This is a genomic window from Sphingomonas sp. DMC8 (assembly GCF_056314185.1).
In genome coordinates, this window is sequence record NZ_JBQUYV010000006.1 from 1 (window position 1) to 18,321 (window position 18,321).

The window sequence follows — 18,321 nt, forward strand, 5'->3', positions numbered from 1 at the left end:
TGCCGGTCTTGACCGTCACCGCCTTCAACTTGAGCTGCGCGGTCACGGCTTCGAACAGCGCCCGATCGAGCTTGTGCGTGACCAGCAACCTGCGAAATCTGACGAAGGCGGTTCGTTCCGGTGTCGCCTCGTTCGCAGCGAACCCGCAAAAACGACGGAAGGAGGCGCGATCGTCCAGCGCCTCGGCCAGCTTCACGTCCGACAGATCGTACCAGATGGACAGCAAAAGGGCTCTGAACATCGCCAGCGGCGGCCAAGCAGGTTCGCCTTTGGAGGCAGGATAGAGGGAAGCCAGATGCGCATCTACCACGCTCCAATCGATTAGCGAGGCAAGCGCGTCGAGCGATGTCGCCGCCCGCTCCCGTCCAGCAAAACCGAACCGCTCCTGTCCAATCGAACGACGCGCCATCGGCAGCTCTCCTGCTTGGGAAAGCTATAGAATCAGCAACTGATGTCCCTGTCTACGCCCACCCGCGCACAGGTCTCATAAGACGGTTGCGGTACGACAGATCGGGCCGCGTGGCAGTGATCTGCTTCAGCGCATCAGTCCGGCAGCGCGCAGAGCATCTTCTATCACCCGTCCAACGCCGTTAGAGGCGGGCTGAGGCTGAGGCTGAGGCTGGGGCGGTGCTTCGGAATGAATGACCGGTGCGGCCTTTCTCGGCAGTTGTGGCGCCGAGAACGGCTGTGAAGGGGCCGGATTGGCCTGATTTCCTGACTTGGTCGCCGCCAAACCCCAAAAACCGGCGATCCGGCGCGTCGAGGAAATACCGGCCTCCAGCATGTAAGCCCCAGCATTGCCGCAAGCATTCGCACCCGTGGTGCTCAGCGGTGTGCCGTGACCAAGACCGTCGATCCGATATTCCTCGATCACCGCACGCCCATGCGCGTCACGCCAGGCGCGGCGGATATGACCGTCGATCTGCTCGACAACGGTGGGCTCGGGTGCAACGCCGTGGATGCTGCGCCATTGTTCGACAATCAGGGCAGAATTGGCATGGCTCACCGTCGCGTCGCGATCGCCGTGCCAAATCGAGATTCTTGGCCATGGCCCCTGGTGTGGAGATGCCGCAGTCACGAGTGTGCCGAGCGCCGCCGCCGGAGGCCCGCCGTGCGCCCGCATGCGATCAAACGCTTCGGGAATCGAGGATGCGGTGCCGTAGGGGAGACCTGCGATAATGGCCCCACCGGCAAAAACGTCGGGATAGGTGGCGAGCATCACCGACGCCATCGCGCCGCCCGCCGACAGTCCGGTCACGAAGATGCGGGCCGGATCGATCGCATGCTCTGCCACCATCGTCGCGACCATCTGGCGGACAGACAGCGCCTCGCCGTCGCCGCGTCGGGTATCACCCGCGTTGAACCAGTTGAAGCAGAGGTTGGGGTTGTTGCCGCGCTGCTGCTCAGGATAGAGCAGCGCAAAGCCCTCTTCGTCGGCGAGACGGGACCAGCCCGAACCGTGATCATAGCCGGCGGCATCCTGCGTGCAGCCATGCAGCACGACGACCAATGCCGATGGTGCTTGCCCCGATCGAGGCAGGTAGAAGCGCCCTCGGAGCGCGCCGGGGTTCGAGCCGAACGCCACCAGCTCGGAGAGCCGATCTTCTGTCGCGGTGGCGGTTCCGCCGACCAAGGCACTGTCGCGGAAGCGGGAAAGGCGATTCAAAGTGTCGTTCAGGTTACGCATGCGGCTTTTCTCCTGGCCACGGCGGAAGCCCTGACACGCAGCCGATCCTGGTTGGGATGCTGCACCGCACAATGTCGGGCGGCGCGGCGCGGATGCAAGGGCGGGCGTGATCTATTTACGCGCGTGCCAAGATGCTTAGATGCTGGAGAATGGCCGCTCCGGGGTCACACGAAGGCGCAGCCGCAATGCCATCGCCCGCGTGTCTTCCACCGTCCTGCCTAAATCGTCAGCTATGGCTTCGATGCCGATGCCGGCGGTGATGCCGCTTCTCAAATCGTTGATGTTGGTCTGGGTCCAGCGCTGGTGCGTGTCCGTCATCGGCTGACCTTCGAGGGGACTCTGTCATCTTGTACGCGGGTCGCAAGCTCCCACTTGCATCGGGCACCAAGCCCCGAAGAAATCGCGATTTCCGCGAGCCCTGGAAGAACCTCGATCGAACACGGAATTGCAGGTGCGTAGATGAAACGCCAGCACCAACGGCATTCGGCCGAACCCAGATTGGATGGCTGCGTGTTCCACGGCAAGGCTGTCTCTTGGCCGGGCTGTGCGTCGCGCTCGTCGAGGAACATCAGCTTGTCATCCTTGTCGCCCTATCCGCGGTACAAGGGCTGATGCATCAGCTTCAGGATCGCACACGCGATGTCGTGTCTTGGCGATTGAATCACAAGCGCACCACAAACTATTTCGGCTTCCGTACGATTGGGGGTAGCCCACGCGTCCCGACGTTCCCATATAGGGCTCATCGCGCCGTCCTTCCCGAGCCTGGCCGCGACCGAGAGCGATCGATGCTCCCGCTCTGACGCGGAACGCTCTCATGCCTTCGATTTCCGACATGCGGCCCATAAGGCCCTTCAAACTAGCGTTCCCTAAGTCCTGCGCCAAGCAGAGGGCCGCGCGTGGCCGATACCGCAGCGCCGGCCGCCTGGGCTGAGCTCGTCCGCTTCTATCGCGCTTCCCGAACGGACCATCATCTGCACGCGGGGTCCATCTGACCCCAAAACCAAGGAGAGTACGACATGGCCAAAGGACAGCAGCGCGGCAACCGCGAGGCACGCAAGCCGAAAAAACCGGAGCCGCCGAAGCAGAACGCTTCCAATCCCTCGCTCAAGGGCGCGCCGCAGGCGCAATTGCCCAAAAAGGGCTGACCTTCTTCGCGAATCGAAGGGCTCGGTCCGTGCAGCCGCCTTCGGTCCTCTGCTGCGTCTTAAACGCAGATCACCATGCGCTTGCCCGCGCTTTCGCGCCCCTTTCTCCCGCGCTTCGCGACAAAAAAGGAATGCCGATGTCCGCTCCGACGACAACCGAACCGACGGCCCCGCGCGCGCCGGCGCGCAAGCAGTTCCGCAGCAAGTTTGGAATGGCGCGCCCCTCACCGGACAGTCTCGAGCGGCAGAGCCGTGTCGCGCTGCTCGCCTGGAACCTGCTCGGTGGCGATGCCGCGATCGCCTTTCTCAACAGTCATGACAAGGCGCTCGGCGGGCGGCCGCTCGACCTTGCCGTCGCCAGCGCATACGGTTGCGAGGCGGTGGAGCAGGCGATCACCGCCCGCGCCGAGCGCTGTTAAAGCGCTGCCGTGCTGCTGACCATCCGTCACCGCACCAGCTATCGGTATGCGCGGCCGGTCTGGTTGCAGCCACACCGGATGATGCTGTGCCCGCGCGGCCAGCATGATCTGCGGCTGCTTGCGACCGAGCTCCGCTGCGTGCCGCCGGCCGCCATCGAATGGGCGCAGGACGTGTTCGGCAACCTGATCGCGACGGCAAGCTTCGCGGAGGCGACCCAGACGCTGACGATCGACAGCCGGATGGTGGTGGATCATTCCGCCGCGGCATGGCCGGTTTTCAGCATCGCGCCATCCGCGCATCAATTTCCCTTCGCCTATTCCGATGCGGACATCGCCGATCTTGGCGGGATGCGGGTGCCACACTATCCGCAGGCGGCGGGCCGGGTAGGCGCTTGGGTGGCGCAGTTCCGCGGCACCGGGCCGACCGATACGCTCACGCTGCTCAAGACGATCAATACCGCCATCGCCACCAGCCTCGCCTATCGGGTGCGGGAGGAAGAGGGCACCCAGACGCCGGAAGAGACACTCGACCGGGGCAGCGGATCGTGCCGCGACTTCGCGACGCTGTTGATCGAGGCGGTGCGCCACCTCGGCTTTGGCGCGCATGCGGTGTCTGGCTATCTCCAGCCCGACCTGCCGGGTGACCAGCACGGCACCACCCATGCCTGGGCCGAGGTATATTTGCCCTGTGCCGGCTGGATCCCTTTCGATCCCACCCATGGCCGCATGGGCGGGGCAGGCCTCATCCCGGTGGCAGTCGGGGGTAACATCGCCCGGATCCATCCGGTGCGGGGCAGCTATCTTGGCGCGCCCGAGGACTTTCTCGAAATGCAGGTCGACGTGACGGTCGAGACGAGCAGCACGCCCTCCGGTGCCTTCGACGCTTTCGCCCTCTGAGATGCCCGACCCGAACGGACGCGCCGCCGAACTCGATCGCGCCTATCGGACGTTGTGCCGGGGCGCGCGCTTCGTCGCCGGCCCCATGGGGCAAGCCGCGACGCGGCCGGAGAGCGTCGTGCCGATCAGTCATCAGCACCGGTCGAAATGGATTGGAAACGGCCTGCGCGAACTGGATCGGTTCCTCCACCATCTGCTCGACGCGTTCGCGCACGCCCATGGCCTGGGTACTGCGCCCGCCCAGCGGAACGGCGCCAACAAGTTGCGCGCGCTGCACGCGGCGCTGGGGCGAGGCGGCGACGATTACGCGCGTCTGCTGGCGCTAGGCAGCACGCGCGCCTGCCTGTTCCACTGTGACGGTATCCTGCGCAGCCGCGCGATGGCGGCGGCGTGCTGGACTGGCCTAGGCAGGGCTGGCACGCCACCGGTGTCCGATCCGGGCATGATGCTCGTCGTTGTACCGATGGACCTGCAGGGTGTCGGCCAATTCTACCACAGGCTTGCCGACGATCTCGTGGGGCCGCTCTAGTAAATACGCGGCGGAGTCCCCATCTTGATAGCATCGCGGTTCGCCCTGCCTGAGCAAGGCCGCGGCTGAGAGAGAATCCTGCTCCCGCTCTTCTCGAAGGAGCAGCCCCATGTCTTCTTTCTCCCTCGTTCCGCGTTCCCCGAACGTCGTTCCGTTTGTCGATGGCAGTGTGCGCCGCCGGCCGGTCCTGTCGATCTTCGCCCCCCGGCGCGATCCCGCAGGGCCACCCAGTCCAAAGTCCGCGTGAATGTCGCGCGTCGTCAACATCGACGCGGCCGTGCAACAGGTACTCGCGACCTGCGCGCAGCAGCAGGCGCGGATTAGCGCGATCGAACCGATATCACCGAGCGGCACGCACGTCGTCTTTGCCCGCGTAGAGGATGCCGAGCGCATGCGCCGTCTCTACCGCGATCGTCTCCTCGATGGCGCCGTCACGCGGACCAGCGGCGGCCGAAGGCGCGTCTGACTTTCCTCCGAAGCCTGCCTCCAAAAGGAATTCTTGCATGTCCCCATCCGCCGATCCGGCGCCCGACGCAGCAACCGTGGAAGAGCATCGGCTGATGGCCGGCTATGGAATCGCGCGCGTTCCCGCTGACGTCTTCCATTGGGGTGGCTATCGCTACTCCAGCTTCAAGGATGCGCTGGCCGCCGCCCGTCGCGCAGAACGCGCCGCCGCTTCCAACCCTATGTCCGAGGACACTGTCTGATGCAGCCTACCGCCATCACCTGCCGCGCGCAGGAAGCGCGTCAGCGCCAGCTGGCCGCGAACGCATCGCTGCCCAATGTGCGAGACATTGCTTTCGTCGCGGCTGCGGCCTGGGAAAAGGAAGCCCTGGCCGCAGAGAAGCGCGAGGCCCGCGACCGCGAGACCCGTCGCCGCCGAGGCGAGGCAAACCTCGGCCGGGCCACCTCGCCGTTCGATGACCGCAGTTTGAGTGAAAACCCGGACCGCGGCTTTGCAAATCGGGCATCGGCGCCGGTTGCGCTTGCGGTCGTGGCTTTCCGCAACGGTGCTGGCTCGGACGATTGACTTCGGATTGTGGTTTGGGCGCATGACGTGGCTTACCCGGCGATGCGGGCAGCAGGGGCTCGGCCTGTGTCCGGATCCCGCCCCTGCTGACGATCCAGGGACCGCATAATCGGCGTCACCGTCAGCCCGTGCAGCAGGATCGAGAATAGCACTACCAGCCCGACGATGCCCCATAGCCGCTCGGCCTCCACCACCGTCATATGGTTCATGCCATAGGCCAGGTAATAGATCGTCCCCACGCCGCGGATGCCGAAAAAGGCCAGCGTCAGCTTCTCGCTGCGATCGGCGCGGTAGCCGAGCAGCCCGATCAACCCCGCCACCGGCCGCACGACCAGCAGGATCGTCGCCGCAACGCCAATGTCGACCCAGCCGACATGCGCCAGCAGGCCGCTGACGAGCGCGCCACCGAACAGGATCAGCAGCGCCATCATCACCAGCCGCTCGAGCTGCTCAATGATCGTGTGCATCTCATGGTGGAATTCGTGCTCGCGATGCGTGTGGCGGAAGGTCAGCGCGGTCACGAACACCGCCAGGAAACCGTAGACATGGACGATCTCGGTCAGGCCGTAGGACACGAACGTCGCCGAAAGCGCGATCAGACCGTCACCCGTCTTGGCGAGCTTGGAGTCGGCGCGCACGTGGAAGGTGAGCCAGCCAAAGGCGAGACCAACCAGCCATCCGCCGAGAATGCCGCCGCCGATTTCCCACACCACCCGATAGCCCAGCCACGCGCCGAGCCACGGCGCGCCCGACACGGCGCTGGCCGCGAGCAGGATGGCCAGATGGACGAAGGGAAAGGCGGCGCCGTCGTTGAGCCCTGCTTCCGAGGTGAGCCCGAAGCGGACCTCATCCTCTTCCCCGGTCTTTGGGGGGCCGACCTGGACGTCCGAGGCGAGCACCGGATCGGTGGGCGCGAGGCTCGCCCCCAGCAGCAGCGCCGTCGCCAACGGCAGCCCCAGGGTCCATCCGGCAATGCCCGCGATCGCGAGGATGCTGAGCGGCATTGTGATCGCCAGCAGTCGCCAGGTGACCGCCCAGCGCGCCCATCCAAACACCCGGTCGATCTTGAGACCGGCGCCCATCAGCGCGATGATGACGATCAGCTCTGAAAATCGCTCCGTGATGTCCGGATACCGCATGGGCAGCGGTCGCAGCGTTATCTGGGGCAGAAGGAAGATCGTTGCGCCGATGCCCATGCACACGATCGGCAGCGATAGCGGCAATTTGCGGAGTGCGAGCGGCAGCCACGCCACCAGCGCCACCAACAGGCCCGTCCCGGTCAGGACAAGGATATAGGTGGAGGGGAGCAAGCTGGCATGGTCCATCGTTGCTTAACCGGTCGCCGAGCGGATCGGGTGCCGGCGCGTGCGAAAGAAGCTGGCACCGCCATGTCTGATCGTTGTTCGGCGGAGCGCATCTCCACGCTCAGGCTTTCTCCCCCTCAGTGCCCCGCCGCTTCCCGTTCGCGCAGCTTGGCCAACTGACCGCTCAACTGGCGCAGCACGCGGGTGCGATGCTGATAGGTGTTATGGCGCTCCCCCACCCGACCGGCGACGAAGTCGCTGGTGAACGCCCTGGTCATGTCCGCAAGCGCGGCCTCAAGCGCATCCGCATCCGATCCGGCTGGCGCGCAGGGGCGCGGGGCAGCTTCGTCAAGCAGGCGTGTCTTTTTCTGGTCGATGGTCATGCGTGTGTCCTCGCCGAGCGGGAGCACGTAGCATCTCTCAGTCGCAGCGGCGCTCGTGGCGGGGGCTGCGATAGACTGAAGATGGGGACGCCGAAGCGCTATGAATAGATGCGATTGCATCTATCGGCTGCCGTGCTGCGGCGTCAGGCTTAAGCTGGCTGACGATCAGGTACGGAACCGGCACATCCAGCGAAGCAGGCAAAGCATGATTCGCATGCCAACCATTTCGGGCTGACCATCGAGGCCGCTGGCGTATCGCTATAGGCGTGGGACGTGGACGACGGTAGGTTATTGAAGGATGGGCGCGGTTTCATGCTGCAGGAGGGCGATGGTCGGCTCCTGACTGAAGCTGCCGTTGAACATATCTTTCCGGAACGACCGTTTTGTCCCAATTCACGAAATTCCTGGCCCGCTACGGCCGCGTCCGATCGACCAGCTGATGCTGTCGCTGCGCATCAATCCCGATACCGATTTGCCAACCTGCCGCTCCAGCACCGGGCGCCACGGCACGAGCGTGAAATCCCTACTCCGTTCGATCACGGCGAATCGCCCGCTGACGAGATCAGCCGGCCGACGATAGATGCCCTCGATGCGGGAACCCTCGGTAGCTTCCCGATAGGGCATCTTCAGCTCGTCGACGAGCTGACCTGCGACCCGCAGCAGTTCGCGCCGCTGGAGTGCGGCGATCATGCCGTTCGGAAACGTCGTGGTGCCGCCCGTCTCCTCGGCAAACCTCTGCGCCACCAACCACTGCCGGCGACACGCTTGGGCCTCGCGCAAATCGTGACCGAACCCAGCATCACGAACAGGCACGGGCGCGCCAGAAACCAGCTCCCGGTCGATCCACGTCGCGGCCTCGGCATCGACCAGCCGATCGAGCGGTTGCGCCGACAGCATGGTGAGCGCGACCGGACGGTCCTGCAGCCGCGCCGCCTCATAGGCCGCGACGCGGTCGAGATGGTCCACCGCGATGATCCAGCGGCCCGATGGCTCGCGCTCGACGACGCCCGCTGCCCGACGCATCGCCTCTAGTCGCCGGACATGGGCTTCCGCGAAGGCCTGGGTCGCGGTCGGATCATGGCGAAGATGGGCATCTACATCGTAGCACCCAGCATTGGCGGCGGCGACCGCTGCGATGGTCCTATCCACCTCCCGCACCGCCGGCCGGACGGGGTCGATACGTACAATCGCACCACGCGGCAGACTGGCATCGGTTTCCGTGCCCCGGCCGATCGCCACGTAATGGCTGCGACCATCCACGCCATCGACGATCAGGTAGTGGCGATCTTCGTGCTCGTCGGCGAGCCCATGCGCGAGCACCCGGCCGACCAGCGGGCGGGCATCGGGCGCGGCAGGGTCGTAGATCGCCTGGTCGGCCAGCGTCCGGGTAATCGCGGTGCGCGAAAATTCGCGCTGCATGGTGCGGATGATGTCGCCGCGTTCGCCCAATGCCCGCAGCGTCTCGGCAAGGGCGGGCGCGAGCCGGAAGCGGCCGGCGCCGAGCGGTTCGGCCAGGCCCAGCCGCGACAGCTTCGCGAGCCTGCCAACGCGCAGCGTCTGGTCGAAGGCGTCGCGACCCTTGGTCGCGACCACCAGCTCGGCATCCGCCCCCTTGAGCAAGGACCGGTCGATCGAGGTCAGCCGCTCCTGCTCGACTTCGGCGCGGAGCGTCTGCACGATTTCGCGCTCGGTGCGCGGGCCAAGATCGAGATCGACCAGTTCGGCGGCGCGTTCGCGAATGCCGGTCGTCAGATAGTCGCGGGCGATGACGAGATCGCCGCCGCGGTCGTCCTTCCCGCGCACGACGATATGGGTGTGCGGATGGCCGGTGTTGAAATGGTCGACCGCGACCCAGTCGAGCCTGGTGCCGAGATCCTCTTCAATGCGCGCCATCAGCCGGCGGGTCAGGGGTTTCAGATCGTCATATTGATCGCCGTCCTCGGGCGAGACGATGAAGCGGAACTGGTGGCGATCGCTTGCCCCCCGTTCGCCGAACGCCTTGCCGTCGGCCGTATCGGTATCGCGCCCGTAGAGCGTGCCGCGTTCGCCCTCGCGTGTCGTGCCGTCGCGCTGGAGATAGCGCAGGTGCGCGGCCGCGGCCGACACCCCCTTGCCGGCGAGCTTGACGATGCTGGCCTTGATGACCACGCGACGACTGTTTGATGCCGCATGACCGCCGCGGCTGGCGAGCACGCGCCCGACGCCCGCGCCGCGCCCGATTCGGGTGCCCGAAAAGGCTCCCCGCGCGAACCCGGGCACCGCGATGCCGCCGCGTGCAAGATTGGCGGCGGCGAGGACGCGGCCGAGATAGCGGCGTGCGTGCCTGCCGCCCTGCTGGCGCTGGCGTCCGAGGATGGGCAAGAAGCGGTCGTCGTCGGCCATCATCGTGATTCCGGAAGCGAGGAGCGGCAAGCATGCTCCCCAGCCGCCTTCAAGGAAACCGGTGCCGGCCAACATGGCGGAATGCCGACCCTTGAGTGCGGAACGGCACCGGCACCGGGAAGGCAGTGCCGGCAACGGCTCCAAAAAACGATGTGCAGGCAAAGGCTTATGGCACACCAGTGCCATAGCTTTATCTTGCCTTACGCCGCCCTACCCTCTCACCCGCTCCTGCCGCCCGTTTCCACTATCCACCTGCTCGTCCAACGCACTCGAGCCGAGGCAAAAAGAAGCCGGGACGAAGGTACCTGTCCGGCACCCTGTCCCGGCGTTTCCGAGCCGCAAATCAATGCGTCGCTGCAAAGGCTTGGCGGGCCCGGCGTTCGCTCCTGAAGCTGCGCCGCCCGATCAATCCGTGCGCGTTGCCATCGCCATCGACGATGCTCACCGCGACGAACCAGCGGCCGTCCAGCCGCCCGACAATCGCCACCCGATCGAGTTCGAACGCCGCGTCGTCTTGTGCGCGGTAAGCCCCGAGCCAGCGCTCCGACGCCCGCGCATCCCAGAGGAAATCGCTCTCTTCGGCGTCCAGGAACCGCTGCGCCAGCGCCTCGCCCGCGCCCCGTCCGAACTCGATTTCGAGCCCCGCCACCAGCGTTGCCGCCACGCGATCCGTGTCGTTGGCCGAAACCGCACTAGCTACATGGTACATGGTCATGATCGCCTCCTTCGCTTGAAGTCCCCATCCTCGAGGACAGACCTTCGACGACGGGCGGCGGAGCGGCTGTCAGGGCCGCTGGAGGCGAAGCCGGAAGCGCCGCGTAAGCGGCGGCGGAGGAACCGATTTTGTCGCGCTGAAAACAAACAGACTCGCGTGCGCAGCACGCTCCGGCTCGCGGCAAAATTGGAGGGGCCGCCGGCCTTGCACAGCCGCTTCGCCGCCCGTCATGCTGGGCCTTGCCGAGACGAGCCCCTCCCCCGCCCACCGGTGCGCCGAGCCCTTTCGGCAGGCCGCGCTTGAGGCTGCCGGACGTGTCTGGACAGCGGGGTGCGCGAACCGCAAACAGCCTGTCCGCCGGGGCGTCTGGAGCGCGCGATGGCGCGGGAGCGGCGGATGTGTGGCTGGTCCGAAGCACGATGAACAATGCTGGCGGCGAACGCCTTGGCAGGGATGGCCGCCAATCCAAATGGGTGCCCGACACCCGCGCGAGATAGATGCGCGTCTCGGCTGGCAGCGCACGACCGGTTGCGAGATGGGCGGCGTACCGGCCGGGACCGGCGTTGTAGGCGGCGAACAGCCCGGGATAGCCGAACCGGTCATACATCGTGCGCAGATAGGCGGTGCCTGCGACGATATTGTCGTGGGGGTTATGCGGATTGGCGCCCAGGCCGTGCGCTGCGCGCAGCACCGCCCAGGTTGCCGGCATCACCTGCATCAGCCCCATTGCGCCCGCCCGTGAGGTGATCGGGCGTCCGTCGCGCATGGTCTGGCCGCCGCTTTCGGCACGCATCACCCGCTCGATCCAGGCGACCGGCACGCCGAACCGCGCGGACGCCTCGGCGATCTCGGCGCGCCAGCGGGACACCGGATCGGTCTTTGGCGGACCGGCTGCGGCGGGAGTCGCGACCAGGCATGCGAGCGCGCATGCGAGCAGCTTCAGCGGAACCATAAAGGGGTCGCCTTGCCGATAACATCCTGCGCCAAGGTCGGTCCGAAATAGCGCCCGTCGAACGAGTCCGGGATCTCGGTCATGAGCAGGAAGACCCTGCCGGGCCCGAGCCGGACACACCCCTGCCAGGCAGGCAGCGGACGGCCCGCAGCATCGGCGGCGCGACGCCTGGCGAGCGGCTTTCCGTTGACCGTCACCACATTGTCCATGCCGCAAATCGTATCGCCAGCGACCGCGGCGACGCGCTTTACCAGCGGCACGCGCAGCGGCAGATAGCGGCGGCGCGCGGCCAGTTGCCGCGCTTCGACCGGGGCCCATGCGATCACCATGTCGCCGCGTTTGAGCGCCGCGCCGGGCGATACGGCATAGAGGCCGATCGGCGCGCTGGCGCTCGCATTCCAGACCAGCCGGGGCCTCGGCGGCAGCACCATCGTGACGCCGAGGCAGGCGATTCCGGCACCCAATAGCACGGCGCGGCGACGCAGCTTCGTTCGGCGTGCGCGGGCAGCGCGCAGCGCGTCGCCCCAGGCGAACAGCGGCAGGTCGCGGCGCTCAACCACGCTCGCCGCCGCGCGCGCGGGCTGCCGACCAGGCCTCGATATCGTCGATATGATAGCGCCAGGTGCGGCCATGCAGGCGGCATTTCGGACCCGTTCCCGCGAGGCGCAGGCCCTTCAGCGTCGAATAGGCGATGCCGAGATGAAAGGCCGCCTGCTTGGCGGTCAGGTAGGGGCAGGTTTCGCGCGCGGCCTGCGCGCGGTCGATGGCATCATCCATGATTCCAGTGCCTCCCTGCCGGTGCGTAGAGCGCCGGCTGATGGGCCTGGATTGGATCGATCCGGCCATCTTCGGCAGGGTCGCAAATCGCCCCTCGCGATTCCGCCCCCCTTCTTACACCGGCGTTTTCGAGCCGGTTGCGGTGCCCCGCGCCCTTGGCGGACGCGGGGCGGTTCGCTCAGTCGGCCGGGTTCCAGATGATCGCGAAGGCGTCGTCATCATCCTGGCCCGCGGCGCGGCCGAGATTGGCGTAGAGCCGACGCGGGCCGAATTCGGGGGCGGCAAGCGACAGCGACACATAGTCGCGGCCAGACATTTCGCCGCGCCGGACCCATCCCGCGCCGACCTCGACGCCGGCCGCCGACACGCGATAGTCGGGCTGGGTGTCGCCGGATTTGCGGGCGTTGGGAATGATCTCGATGTCGGTGCGGATCGAGAGCGTCTTGAGCTGGCCCTTGAAGCCTTCTCCGTTGCGCGTGACATAACCGATGGCGGGCATTGTTCGTCTCCTGAAAAGTCGCCCCGAACCGTTTCCGGGCGATGGGCGGACCAAAGGGACGGGCACAGCGGGCCGGCGAACCGGCAGGCCGGAGCGGCAGCGGAGGACCGGAGCCGGAGGCTTATTTGAAGCGCAGCGACCGCGAGGAGCCCGCAAGCTCGGGGTCCCCGCGCGGCATGCCGCGCGGGGTGGGCGCGGGCGGGGAAATAAGCCGCACGGCGATGGTTTCGCAGGGCCGCGGCCGTCCCAGGTCCTGCGCCCGAGGAGCCGGAAACAGTGCGGGACACGGCGGTAGTGACGACGACCATGCCACCGGTTCCTCCCGCGCGATGGAGGGGTCGTGGACTGCGCGGACACGCCGCCGCACTATTGGGCAACCGTCCAAACGCTCGCACGCCGATACCACCGACATTCCCGCTGTGTGGCCAAGGACGACAGGACAGGCTTTCGGATTCGGCGCAGAAGGCGATAGCGGCCGCGATCCTGTCGATGATCCTCCTGCGCCTTGCGCCGCGCTGCGCCGCACGCCCAGGGATCGCCGCTGCGCCGCCGGGCCAGGCGCATGTCGGGTAAGGACAAGACCGCGACGGCATCCGGCTGACGCGCGGAACGCGCGCTCGCGTCGCCGGCGATGCGGTGCCGAAAGCGCGCGCGGCAGGCAGCGTGCGGCGTCGATCAGGGGACGGCCAGCCCGCAGGCGTCAGCGGCGTTCCCCCTTGGGTCCGCCCCGCAGCTCGGCACACAGATCGTCAAAAAGGTCGAAGTATCGGCGCTCCAACATGCCCTCACTGAGCGAAAACATGGCAGCGGACCGCGCCAGTCCAAGCGCTGTAGCCGCCATCACCGCATGGGTTCGATAGTCGGGATCGAGGTCGCGCGCGGCCGAAATTTTTCGAGGGGGAAGAGGGGCGGGCGGCGGTTTCCCGGCCGCCCGCAAAGGTCATCAGGCGGCGAGACAGTCGGCCGCGTCGCCGGGGTCCGGTAGCGCCATCACCGCGCCGGGTGCGGTCGGCGTTTCGGGTGAACAGCATCCCGTGCGCTTCGGGCCATGGCGGACGCAGGACGGGCCCGCTACGGGCTCATCGTCACCCGGATTCCGTCTCCCGATCTCCCGCGCCGCCTGCGCTGTGTCATGCGCCGCGACCGTGCCGACGCCGCCGCGCGCCGTATAGGCATCGGGCGGGAAGGCCATCCAGCGCGGCACCCAATGCGCGCGCCGGTCGCGCCCGCCCACGCCGTCGAGATGATCGCGAACGATGCGTTTGAGGGTCTTGGTCTTCTCTTGCCGGTTGGCGCTGGCGACGGCTTCGCCTGCCACCTCGGCGACGATCCGGGTCAGTAGCTCGCGGTCGCGAATCAGTTCGAAAAAGACATCGTCAGCCTGCCAGTAGCGGGCCATATCGACGCCGATCTCGACACCCACCGCCTCGACGGCGGCGCTGCCGCTGGCGAGGGTTTCGCCCATGACGATGGCGATCACCTCCAGGACGACCGTGTCGGGAAGGTCGAGCAGCCGCTGGAAAATGCCGACGAGGCCGAGGTCGCCGCCGCCCGTTGCCATCGTGCCGCCGGTCACGGTCGGTTCCTCGGGCGCGAAGCCGAGAACAGCGAGCACCGCGCGTCGGCGCTCGTCAAAATCCGCCTCGGCGTGGCTGTTATCGAGGCTGTCGCGCACCGCGTCGTTGCGGGTAGCCTGCGGTTCGGGAGTGATCCGCCACAGGTGCGAACCGGCGATGGCATGGGCCACCATCAGGCGTAGCGCGACCGCCGGATGGCCGGTCAGCGCGGCGCGGACGGTGGCATGACGATGCAGGTCGATATAGGTCTGCATCGTCGAAGTGACTTCGGGCCGCATGGACTTCTGCCCGCCGACGACGCAATGGCCCGCCCCTTCCAGCTTGCCGAGACGCGCGGCCTCCTTGCGGCTGATATAGCCTTCGTGGACGATCACCTCGCCGGTCGCGCGCACGTCGAGATAGACGCGCCCGCCCTTGCGCTTGCCTGCCTTCTCATATTCCCATGTCGCAAAATGCTCGGACGGTGGCACGATGATCGCGTCGGCCCAGCCCTGTTCGACATAGGCGGCGCGGCGCGATTCGATGGCGGCATTCTGGGCCGTCCAGAAGGCATCGACATCGCCGACATAACGGTCCTCGCCGAACAGGTCGGCGATGGTCGCAAGGCCGATCGCGTCCACGTCAAACAGCGCATGTTTTGCCGGGATCGACTGCCCGCCGAACAGCCATGCTTTCAGCTGGTGGCCGGTCGGCAGATAGGCATTTTCGTCGTCGGCCAATGCCAGCCATGCCTTTTGCTGGCGCTTGGACGCCATCGTCAGATGGCGCACGGTCGCCGCGTCGATCCGCTCCTTGCGGTAGAGGTCGCGGACGGCGGGGAGCAGGTTGCCGAGCGCGAGCACGCGGCGGACGGCAAGGTCGGGCAGGCCGAAGGTGGCAGCAATATCCGCAACGCTGCGGCCTTCCTTGACCAGCCGGGTGAAGGTTTCCCACTGCGTCACCTCGTCGGGATCGAGCCGCGCCAGATTTTCGATCAGCGAGGCTTCGACGGCGGCGGCATCGTCGCCCGCATCGAGGATCGCACAGGGCAGCAACGCCGTTTCGGCATCGGCCTCGGCCGAGCCGTCCCTGGCCGCGCGGCGTTCCTCGGCGACGATCTTTGCGGCGTGGAAGCGACGGCTTCCGGCGATGATCTCATAGCCGCCATCTTCACCCTTGGGGGGCGCGCAATGCGCTCGGACGATGACCGGCTGGAGGACGCCACGGCTGCGCACGGTCGGCAGGATGTCGGCGACATCGGGCGCCTTCCTGCCATGGCGCATGTTGGCCTTGCTCACGACGAGCTTGTCGAGCGGGATGAATTCGAGTTTCATGTCAGCACTCCTTGTGAGTGCCGGTCCGTCGATCTTTCCGGGTGGGCGGACCGGCTTACAAAACGGCGTCACGCGCCGCACGTCATCCGCCGTTTCCCTCGTCGGGATTGGTCGGAAGCTCGGGAACCGGCGCTGCTTCGATGCGCCAGAGGATCGATTGGGCCTCTCTGATCGAACCGGCGCGGCGCGCGGTGTCGGCCCAGACCGACAGGCTGGTGCTTGTCGAAAAGCCGATGTCGCGTTCGATGGTAAGTCCGAACGGCAAATGGAGCCGCGCGATCTCGCCGAGCGAGAAATAGCCGAGTTCAGGACAGCCGAACCCCAGATCGGCGAGGCCGAACAGCGTATCGCCATCGTCCAGCAGCTCGGTCGCGAGCCAGGTTGCCGCGCCTATGGGCGAGAACAATTTGACGACCGGCGCAGGGTCATGATCGGTTTCGGCGGAGCGCTCGGCGTTCCTGCGCAGTGCCGCGTGAAGTTCGGGGGTGAGCACGATCATGCCGCGAGCCTCCCTTCCTGCGGGGTGGGGCGTTCGCCAGTGTCGCCTCGGGTTGCCTCGGCCCGAGCTGCCTCCGCCTGCGTGGCGGCGTGCCGCGCCAGCAGCCAATCGGCGGCCTTGCTGGCGGCGCTCGCCGCGCGGAAGATCGCGCGGTTATCCTCGCGCAGCACGTCCAGCCAACTGCCGAGATAGTCGGCGTGGCGGACGGTTGGGGTGATGCCGAGAGCGGCGCAGAGAAAAGCCGAGCCCATTTCGGCTATTAATTCCTCGCGGGCATAGTCTTTCGATCCGAATCTATTGGCGAGATTGCGGTTCAAGCGCGTGGGGTGGCCAGTGCCGTGACAAAGTTCGTGCAGGCAGGTTCGGTAATAGTTGACCTGTTCGAAAAAGGCCGGCTGCGGCGGCACCTGCACGTAATCCTGCGCGGGCACGTAGAAAGCGCGGTTGCCGCCGACGCGGAAATCGATGCCGCTCGCCGCAATCACTTCCTCGGCGACGGGGACGATCTGCCGTTCGGGCAAGGGGGCCGGATCGGGCACAAGGCCCGGGCGCAGTCCCTCGCACTGCGCGACGTTGAACACGGTAAAGCGCTTCAGGAATGCAATGGTCTTGGCGTCGCCGCCGGTTTCGGCGGCCCGCGCCTTTTCGGCTTCGGGGGTGAAACGGTCGGCATAGACGACGGTCGTGCCGCGCTCGCCCTTGCGGACGCAGCCCCCTGCCTCCAGCGCTTGGCGGAAGGTCAGCCACGCTTGCGAGGGATAGCCATGCTCGATCACCGCGCCCCACAGGATCAGCACATTGACGCCGGAGTAAGGGCGCGCGGTCAGCGCATTGCGCGGCAGGCCGGGGCTGATCGCGCCGCCGTCGCCATCGGGCCGTCCCCAAGGTTGCACCCATGGGAAGCGGCCCGCCTCCAATTCGGCGATGATCCGCCCCGTCACCTCGTCATAGAGGCTGGCGCGGGCGGTCTCGGGTTTCGCTGGGAAAGCGCTCGGGTTTGGGGTTCCCGTGTTGGAAGCCTCGGGTTTCCGGCCCTTGCCACGCGCGCGGACGTTAGGGGAGACAGGCATCGTTCACCTCCTGCACCGCCCCAAAAACCACCATGGCCTCCCCGGAAAGCGGGGGTGGGCGGCAAGATGCGACCGGAAAGGCCCGCTCCAAGCGGCACCGGCACCCAAGTCCGGGGGCCCCGTCGCCCTCGCGACGGGGTGGCGCAGGGCCGCAACGCCAGTGAAGGAGCCGGGCGCAGCCCGGCTTGCCGGCGACGCGAGCGGGCCTAGCAGGGAGCGCCGCCCACCCGCGCTTGCCCGGGAGAGGCCCACCAACAGCGCCGCCGCGTGCGGGGCGACCGCACATCCCGGCGGCGAAGCCGCCGCATGCAAAGGATCGCACCCCGGTCGATGCGGGCGGATCGGCGTTGCAGGGTCGGGCTTTGTGAGGCGGGGGCGGCAATGCCTGCGGGGTCGCTTCGGGTGCCGCACCCTGCCGAAAAGCCTGCGTCGGCAGGGAGTGTCCTCAGCCCCGCTCCATCGGGGTCAGCAGCCGCTGACCCGCGCCAGCCGATCGTGACCTTCCGGCCGAGGTCCGGGCACGAGACTCGATGGCGGATGTCAGAAGATAGCACGGGGTCGATCAGGGGCGCCGCCGCATCAGCTGACGATACCCGCCTTTCGCCAACGCCCTAGCCTCGCGCACCAGTCGCCTGACGCGAGATCGTAGCGCGTCCGATCGGCCGTTCCACTCCTCGGCGACGCGACGCGCACCAAACAGGAACCGACCGATATCGCGCTGCCCGGCCCCGTCGGCGAGCGCGTCATGGACACGCAGCAACTGGATGCCGCGCCCGATCCAGGGATCGCGCGGGAACAGCGAACGGCCGAAACGACCATGACGCTGGAGATGGAGCAATCGCCGGAGCGGCAATATCGCCGCGTCCGCCTTGCCGAATCCGTCCAGCCGATAGTGAAGATGGACGACCGCCCGATCGGTCAACCGGCCCTCTACGACGTCCAGCCGGATATGATGCATCCCATCCGAAAGGACAGCATGGTCGTAGCCCGCGGGATCGGTGACGATAGTGAGCCAGCGGATCATGCGCTCCAGGTCGAGACCGTCAGGATCGCTCCGATCGGCCGGCATCGCTCCGACTTGCAGCGTCCCCGGATCAAGATCGGCATGCCACAGGAGCCGTGCCGCGGGTGCCGACCGGGCCG

General features: G+C 66.9%; 22 protein-coding genes. 7 read left to right on the forward strand and 15 right to left on the reverse strand.

What is annotated here, in order from left to right; genetic code table 11:
- The 3 genes from ACT53K_RS12805 to ACT53K_RS12815 all read right to left on the reverse strand — a co-directional run.
- Positions 1–409 (reverse strand): transposase (locus ACT53K_RS12805; protein WP_476229057.1); only part of this gene is annotated, 409 nt, incomplete at its 3' end.
- Positions 410–535: 126 nt separating this feature from the next.
- Entirely contained in the window at positions 536–1,687 is a 1,152-nt protein-coding gene (locus ACT53K_RS12810; RefSeq protein ID WP_476229058.1) for an extracellular catalytic domain type 1 short-chain-length polyhydroxyalkanoate depolymerase, read from the reverse strand.
- A gap of 135 nt (positions 1,688–1,822) precedes the next feature.
- Complete coding sequence (locus ACT53K_RS12815) at positions 1,823–2,005, reverse strand: hypothetical protein (RefSeq protein WP_476229059.1); 183 nt, start codon at positions 2,003–2,005, stop codon at positions 1,823–1,825.
- A gap of 698 nt (positions 2,006–2,703) precedes the next feature.
- On the opposite strand from ACT53K_RS12815, the gene ACT53K_RS12820 reads away from it, so the two are divergent.
- The 7 genes from ACT53K_RS12820 (at position 2,704) to ACT53K_RS12850 (ending at position 5,707) form a co-directional block, all read left to right on the forward strand.
- Positions 2,704–2,832 carry a hypothetical protein gene (locus ACT53K_RS12820; RefSeq protein ID WP_476229060.1) on the forward strand — a complete coding sequence of 43 codons (129 nt, stop codon included), beginning with the start codon at positions 2,704–2,706 and terminating at the stop codon, positions 2,830–2,832.
- Positions 2,833–2,969: 137 nt separating this feature from the next.
- Positions 2,970–3,251, forward strand: coding sequence for a hypothetical protein (locus tag ACT53K_RS12825; RefSeq protein ID WP_476229061.1), 282 nt, complete (start codon positions 2,970–2,972; stop codon positions 3,249–3,251).
- 9 nt (positions 3,252–3,260) lie between these two features.
- Positions 3,261–4,148: a transglutaminase family protein gene (locus tag ACT53K_RS12830; RefSeq protein WP_476229062.1), complete on the forward strand. Its 888-nt coding sequence runs from the start codon at positions 3,261–3,263 to the stop codon at positions 4,146–4,148.
- Between the two features lies 1 nt (position 4,149).
- Positions 4,150–4,677 carry a hypothetical protein gene (locus ACT53K_RS12835; RefSeq protein ID WP_476229063.1) on the forward strand — a complete coding sequence of 176 codons (528 nt, stop codon included), beginning with the start codon at positions 4,150–4,152 and terminating at the stop codon, positions 4,675–4,677.
- 247 nt (positions 4,678–4,924) lie between these two features.
- Positions 4,925–5,143: a hypothetical protein gene (locus ACT53K_RS12840; protein ID WP_476227103.1), complete on the forward strand. Its 219-nt coding sequence runs from the start codon at positions 4,925–4,927 to the stop codon at positions 5,141–5,143.
- A gap of 37 nt (positions 5,144–5,180) precedes the next feature.
- Positions 5,181–5,384: a hypothetical protein gene (locus ACT53K_RS12845; RefSeq protein ID WP_476229064.1), complete on the forward strand. Its 204-nt coding sequence runs from the start codon at positions 5,181–5,183 to the stop codon at positions 5,382–5,384.
- Positions 5,384–5,707 (forward strand): hypothetical protein, encoded by a 324-nt coding sequence (locus ACT53K_RS12850; protein WP_476227105.1) that lies wholly within the window; start codon positions 5,384–5,386, stop codon positions 5,705–5,707. Before ACT53K_RS12845 ends, ACT53K_RS12850 begins: the two co-directional genes overlap by 1 nt.
- A 32-nt stretch (positions 5,708–5,739) precedes the next feature.
- On the opposite strand, the gene ACT53K_RS12855 is transcribed toward ACT53K_RS12850, so the two are convergent.
- The 12 genes from ACT53K_RS12855 to ACT53K_RS12910 form a co-directional block, all read right to left on the reverse strand.
- Positions 5,740–7,032, reverse strand: coding sequence for a cation:proton antiporter (locus ACT53K_RS12855; protein WP_476229065.1), 1,293 nt, complete (start codon positions 7,030–7,032; stop codon positions 5,740–5,742).
- A 116-nt stretch (positions 7,033–7,148) separates the two neighbouring features.
- Complete coding sequence (locus ACT53K_RS12860; protein ID WP_476229066.1) at positions 7,149–7,394, reverse strand: hypothetical protein; 246 nt, start codon at positions 7,392–7,394, stop codon at positions 7,149–7,151.
- A gap of 393 nt (positions 7,395–7,787) precedes the next feature.
- The gene (gene rlxS / locus ACT53K_RS12865) at positions 7,788–9,779 is read right to left on the reverse strand and encodes a relaxase/mobilization nuclease RlxS (RefSeq protein ID WP_476229067.1); all 1,992 of its coding nucleotides are present in this window, start codon (positions 9,777–9,779) and stop codon (positions 7,788–7,790) included.
- 340 nt (positions 9,780–10,119) lie between these two features.
- Positions 10,120–10,491, reverse strand: a complete 372-nt coding sequence (locus tag ACT53K_RS12870) for a hypothetical protein (protein ID WP_476229068.1) — start codon at positions 10,489–10,491, stop codon at positions 10,120–10,122.
- Positions 10,469–11,443 (reverse strand): lytic transglycosylase domain-containing protein, encoded by a 975-nt coding sequence (locus ACT53K_RS12875; RefSeq protein WP_476229069.1) that lies wholly within the window; start codon positions 11,441–11,443, stop codon positions 10,469–10,471. Before ACT53K_RS12875 ends, ACT53K_RS12870 begins: the two co-directional genes overlap by 23 nt.
- Positions 11,431–12,003, reverse strand: coding sequence for a S26 family signal peptidase (locus tag ACT53K_RS12880; protein ID WP_476229070.1), 573 nt, complete (start codon positions 12,001–12,003; stop codon positions 11,431–11,433). The genes ACT53K_RS12875 and ACT53K_RS12880 overlap by 13 nt, the downstream gene beginning before the upstream one ends.
- Positions 11,996–12,220, reverse strand: a complete 225-nt coding sequence (locus ACT53K_RS12885; RefSeq protein ID WP_476229071.1) for a helix-turn-helix transcriptional regulator — start codon at positions 12,218–12,220, stop codon at positions 11,996–11,998. The genes ACT53K_RS12880 and ACT53K_RS12885 overlap by 8 nt, the downstream gene beginning before the upstream one ends.
- Positions 12,221–12,398: 178 nt before the next feature.
- On the reverse strand, positions 12,399–12,719 hold the full coding sequence (locus tag ACT53K_RS12890; protein ID WP_476229072.1) for a DUF736 domain-containing protein: 321 nt from the start codon (positions 12,717–12,719) through the stop codon (positions 12,399–12,401).
- Positions 12,720–13,662: 943 nt separating this feature from the next.
- Positions 13,663–15,609 carry a ParB/RepB/Spo0J family partition protein gene (locus tag ACT53K_RS12895; protein ID WP_476229073.1) on the reverse strand — a complete coding sequence of 649 codons (1,947 nt, stop codon included), beginning with the start codon at positions 15,607–15,609 and terminating at the stop codon, positions 13,663–13,665.
- 82 nt (positions 15,610–15,691) lie between these two features.
- Positions 15,692–16,108 carry a DUF2958 domain-containing protein gene (locus ACT53K_RS12900; protein ID WP_476229074.1) on the reverse strand — a complete coding sequence of 139 codons (417 nt, stop codon included), beginning with the start codon at positions 16,106–16,108 and terminating at the stop codon, positions 15,692–15,694.
- Positions 16,105–17,178 carry an ArdC family protein gene (locus ACT53K_RS12905; protein ID WP_476229075.1) on the reverse strand — a complete coding sequence of 358 codons (1,074 nt, stop codon included), beginning with the start codon at positions 17,176–17,178 and terminating at the stop codon, positions 16,105–16,107. The genes ACT53K_RS12900 and ACT53K_RS12905 overlap by 4 nt, the downstream gene beginning before the upstream one ends.
- A 562-nt stretch (positions 17,179–17,740) precedes the next feature.
- Positions 17,741–18,247 carry a DNA -binding domain-containing protein gene (locus ACT53K_RS12910; protein ID WP_476229076.1) on the reverse strand — a complete coding sequence of 169 codons (507 nt, stop codon included), beginning with the start codon at positions 18,245–18,247 and terminating at the stop codon, positions 17,741–17,743.
- Positions 18,248–18,321 lie beyond the last annotated feature (74 nt).

Excerpts from the sequence above, each read along its gene's own strand:
- ACT53K_RS12815 (WP_476229059.1), bottom strand. The coding sequence starts at position 2,005 with ATGACGGACACGCACCAGCGCTGGACCCAGACCAACATCAACGATTTG.
- ACT53K_RS12845 (WP_476229064.1), top strand. The coding sequence starts at position 5,181 with ATGTCCCCATCCGCCGATCCGGCGCCCGACGCAGCAACCGTGGAAGAG.
- ACT53K_RS12890 (WP_476229072.1), bottom strand. The coding sequence starts at position 12,719 with ATGCCCGCCATCGGTTATGTCACGCGCAACGGAGAAGGCTTCAAGGGC.
- ACT53K_RS12900 (WP_476229074.1), bottom strand. The coding sequence starts at position 16,108 with ATGATCGTGCTCACCCCCGAACTTCACGCGGCACTGCGCAGGAACGCC.
- ACT53K_RS12835 (WP_476229063.1), top strand. The coding sequence starts at position 4,150 with ATGCCCGACCCGAACGGACGCGCCGCCGAACTCGATCGCGCCTATCGG.
- rlxS (WP_476229067.1), bottom strand. The coding sequence starts at position 9,779 with ATGATGGCCGACGACGACCGCTTCTTGCCCATCCTCGGACGCCAGCGC.
- ACT53K_RS12820 (WP_476229060.1), top strand. The coding sequence starts at position 2,704 with ATGGCCAAAGGACAGCAGCGCGGCAACCGCGAGGCACGCAAGCCGAAA.
- ACT53K_RS12910 (WP_476229076.1), bottom strand. The coding sequence starts at position 18,247 with ATGCCGGCCGATCGGAGCGATCCTGACGGTCTCGACCTGGAGCGCATG.
- ACT53K_RS12840 (WP_476227103.1), top strand. The coding sequence starts at position 4,925 with ATGTCGCGCGTCGTCAACATCGACGCGGCCGTGCAACAGGTACTCGCG.
- ACT53K_RS12855 (WP_476229065.1), bottom strand. The coding sequence starts at position 7,032 with ATGGACCATGCCAGCTTGCTCCCCTCCACCTATATCCTTGTCCTGACC.
- ACT53K_RS12825 (WP_476229061.1), top strand. The coding sequence starts at position 2,970 with ATGTCCGCTCCGACGACAACCGAACCGACGGCCCCGCGCGCGCCGGCG.
- ACT53K_RS12905 (WP_476229075.1), bottom strand. The coding sequence starts at position 17,178 with ATGCCTGTCTCCCCTAACGTCCGCGCGCGTGGCAAGGGCCGGAAACCC.
- ACT53K_RS12810 (WP_476229058.1), bottom strand. The coding sequence starts at position 1,687 with ATGCGTAACCTGAACGACACTTTGAATCGCCTTTCCCGCTTCCGCGAC.
- ACT53K_RS12875 (WP_476229069.1), bottom strand. The coding sequence starts at position 11,443 with ATGGTTCCGCTGAAGCTGCTCGCATGCGCGCTCGCATGCCTGGTCGCG.
- ACT53K_RS12860 (WP_476229066.1), bottom strand. The coding sequence starts at position 7,394 with ATGACCATCGACCAGAAAAAGACACGCCTGCTTGACGAAGCTGCCCCG.
- ACT53K_RS12885 (WP_476229071.1), bottom strand. The coding sequence starts at position 12,220 with ATGGATGATGCCATCGACCGCGCGCAGGCCGCGCGCGAAACCTGCCCC.
- ACT53K_RS12850 (WP_476227105.1), top strand. The coding sequence starts at position 5,384 with ATGCAGCCTACCGCCATCACCTGCCGCGCGCAGGAAGCGCGTCAGCGC.
- ACT53K_RS12895 (WP_476229073.1), bottom strand. The coding sequence starts at position 15,609 with ATGAAACTCGAATTCATCCCGCTCGACAAGCTCGTCGTGAGCAAGGCC.
- ACT53K_RS12870 (WP_476229068.1), bottom strand. The coding sequence starts at position 10,491 with ATGACCATGTACCATGTAGCTAGTGCGGTTTCGGCCAACGACACGGAT.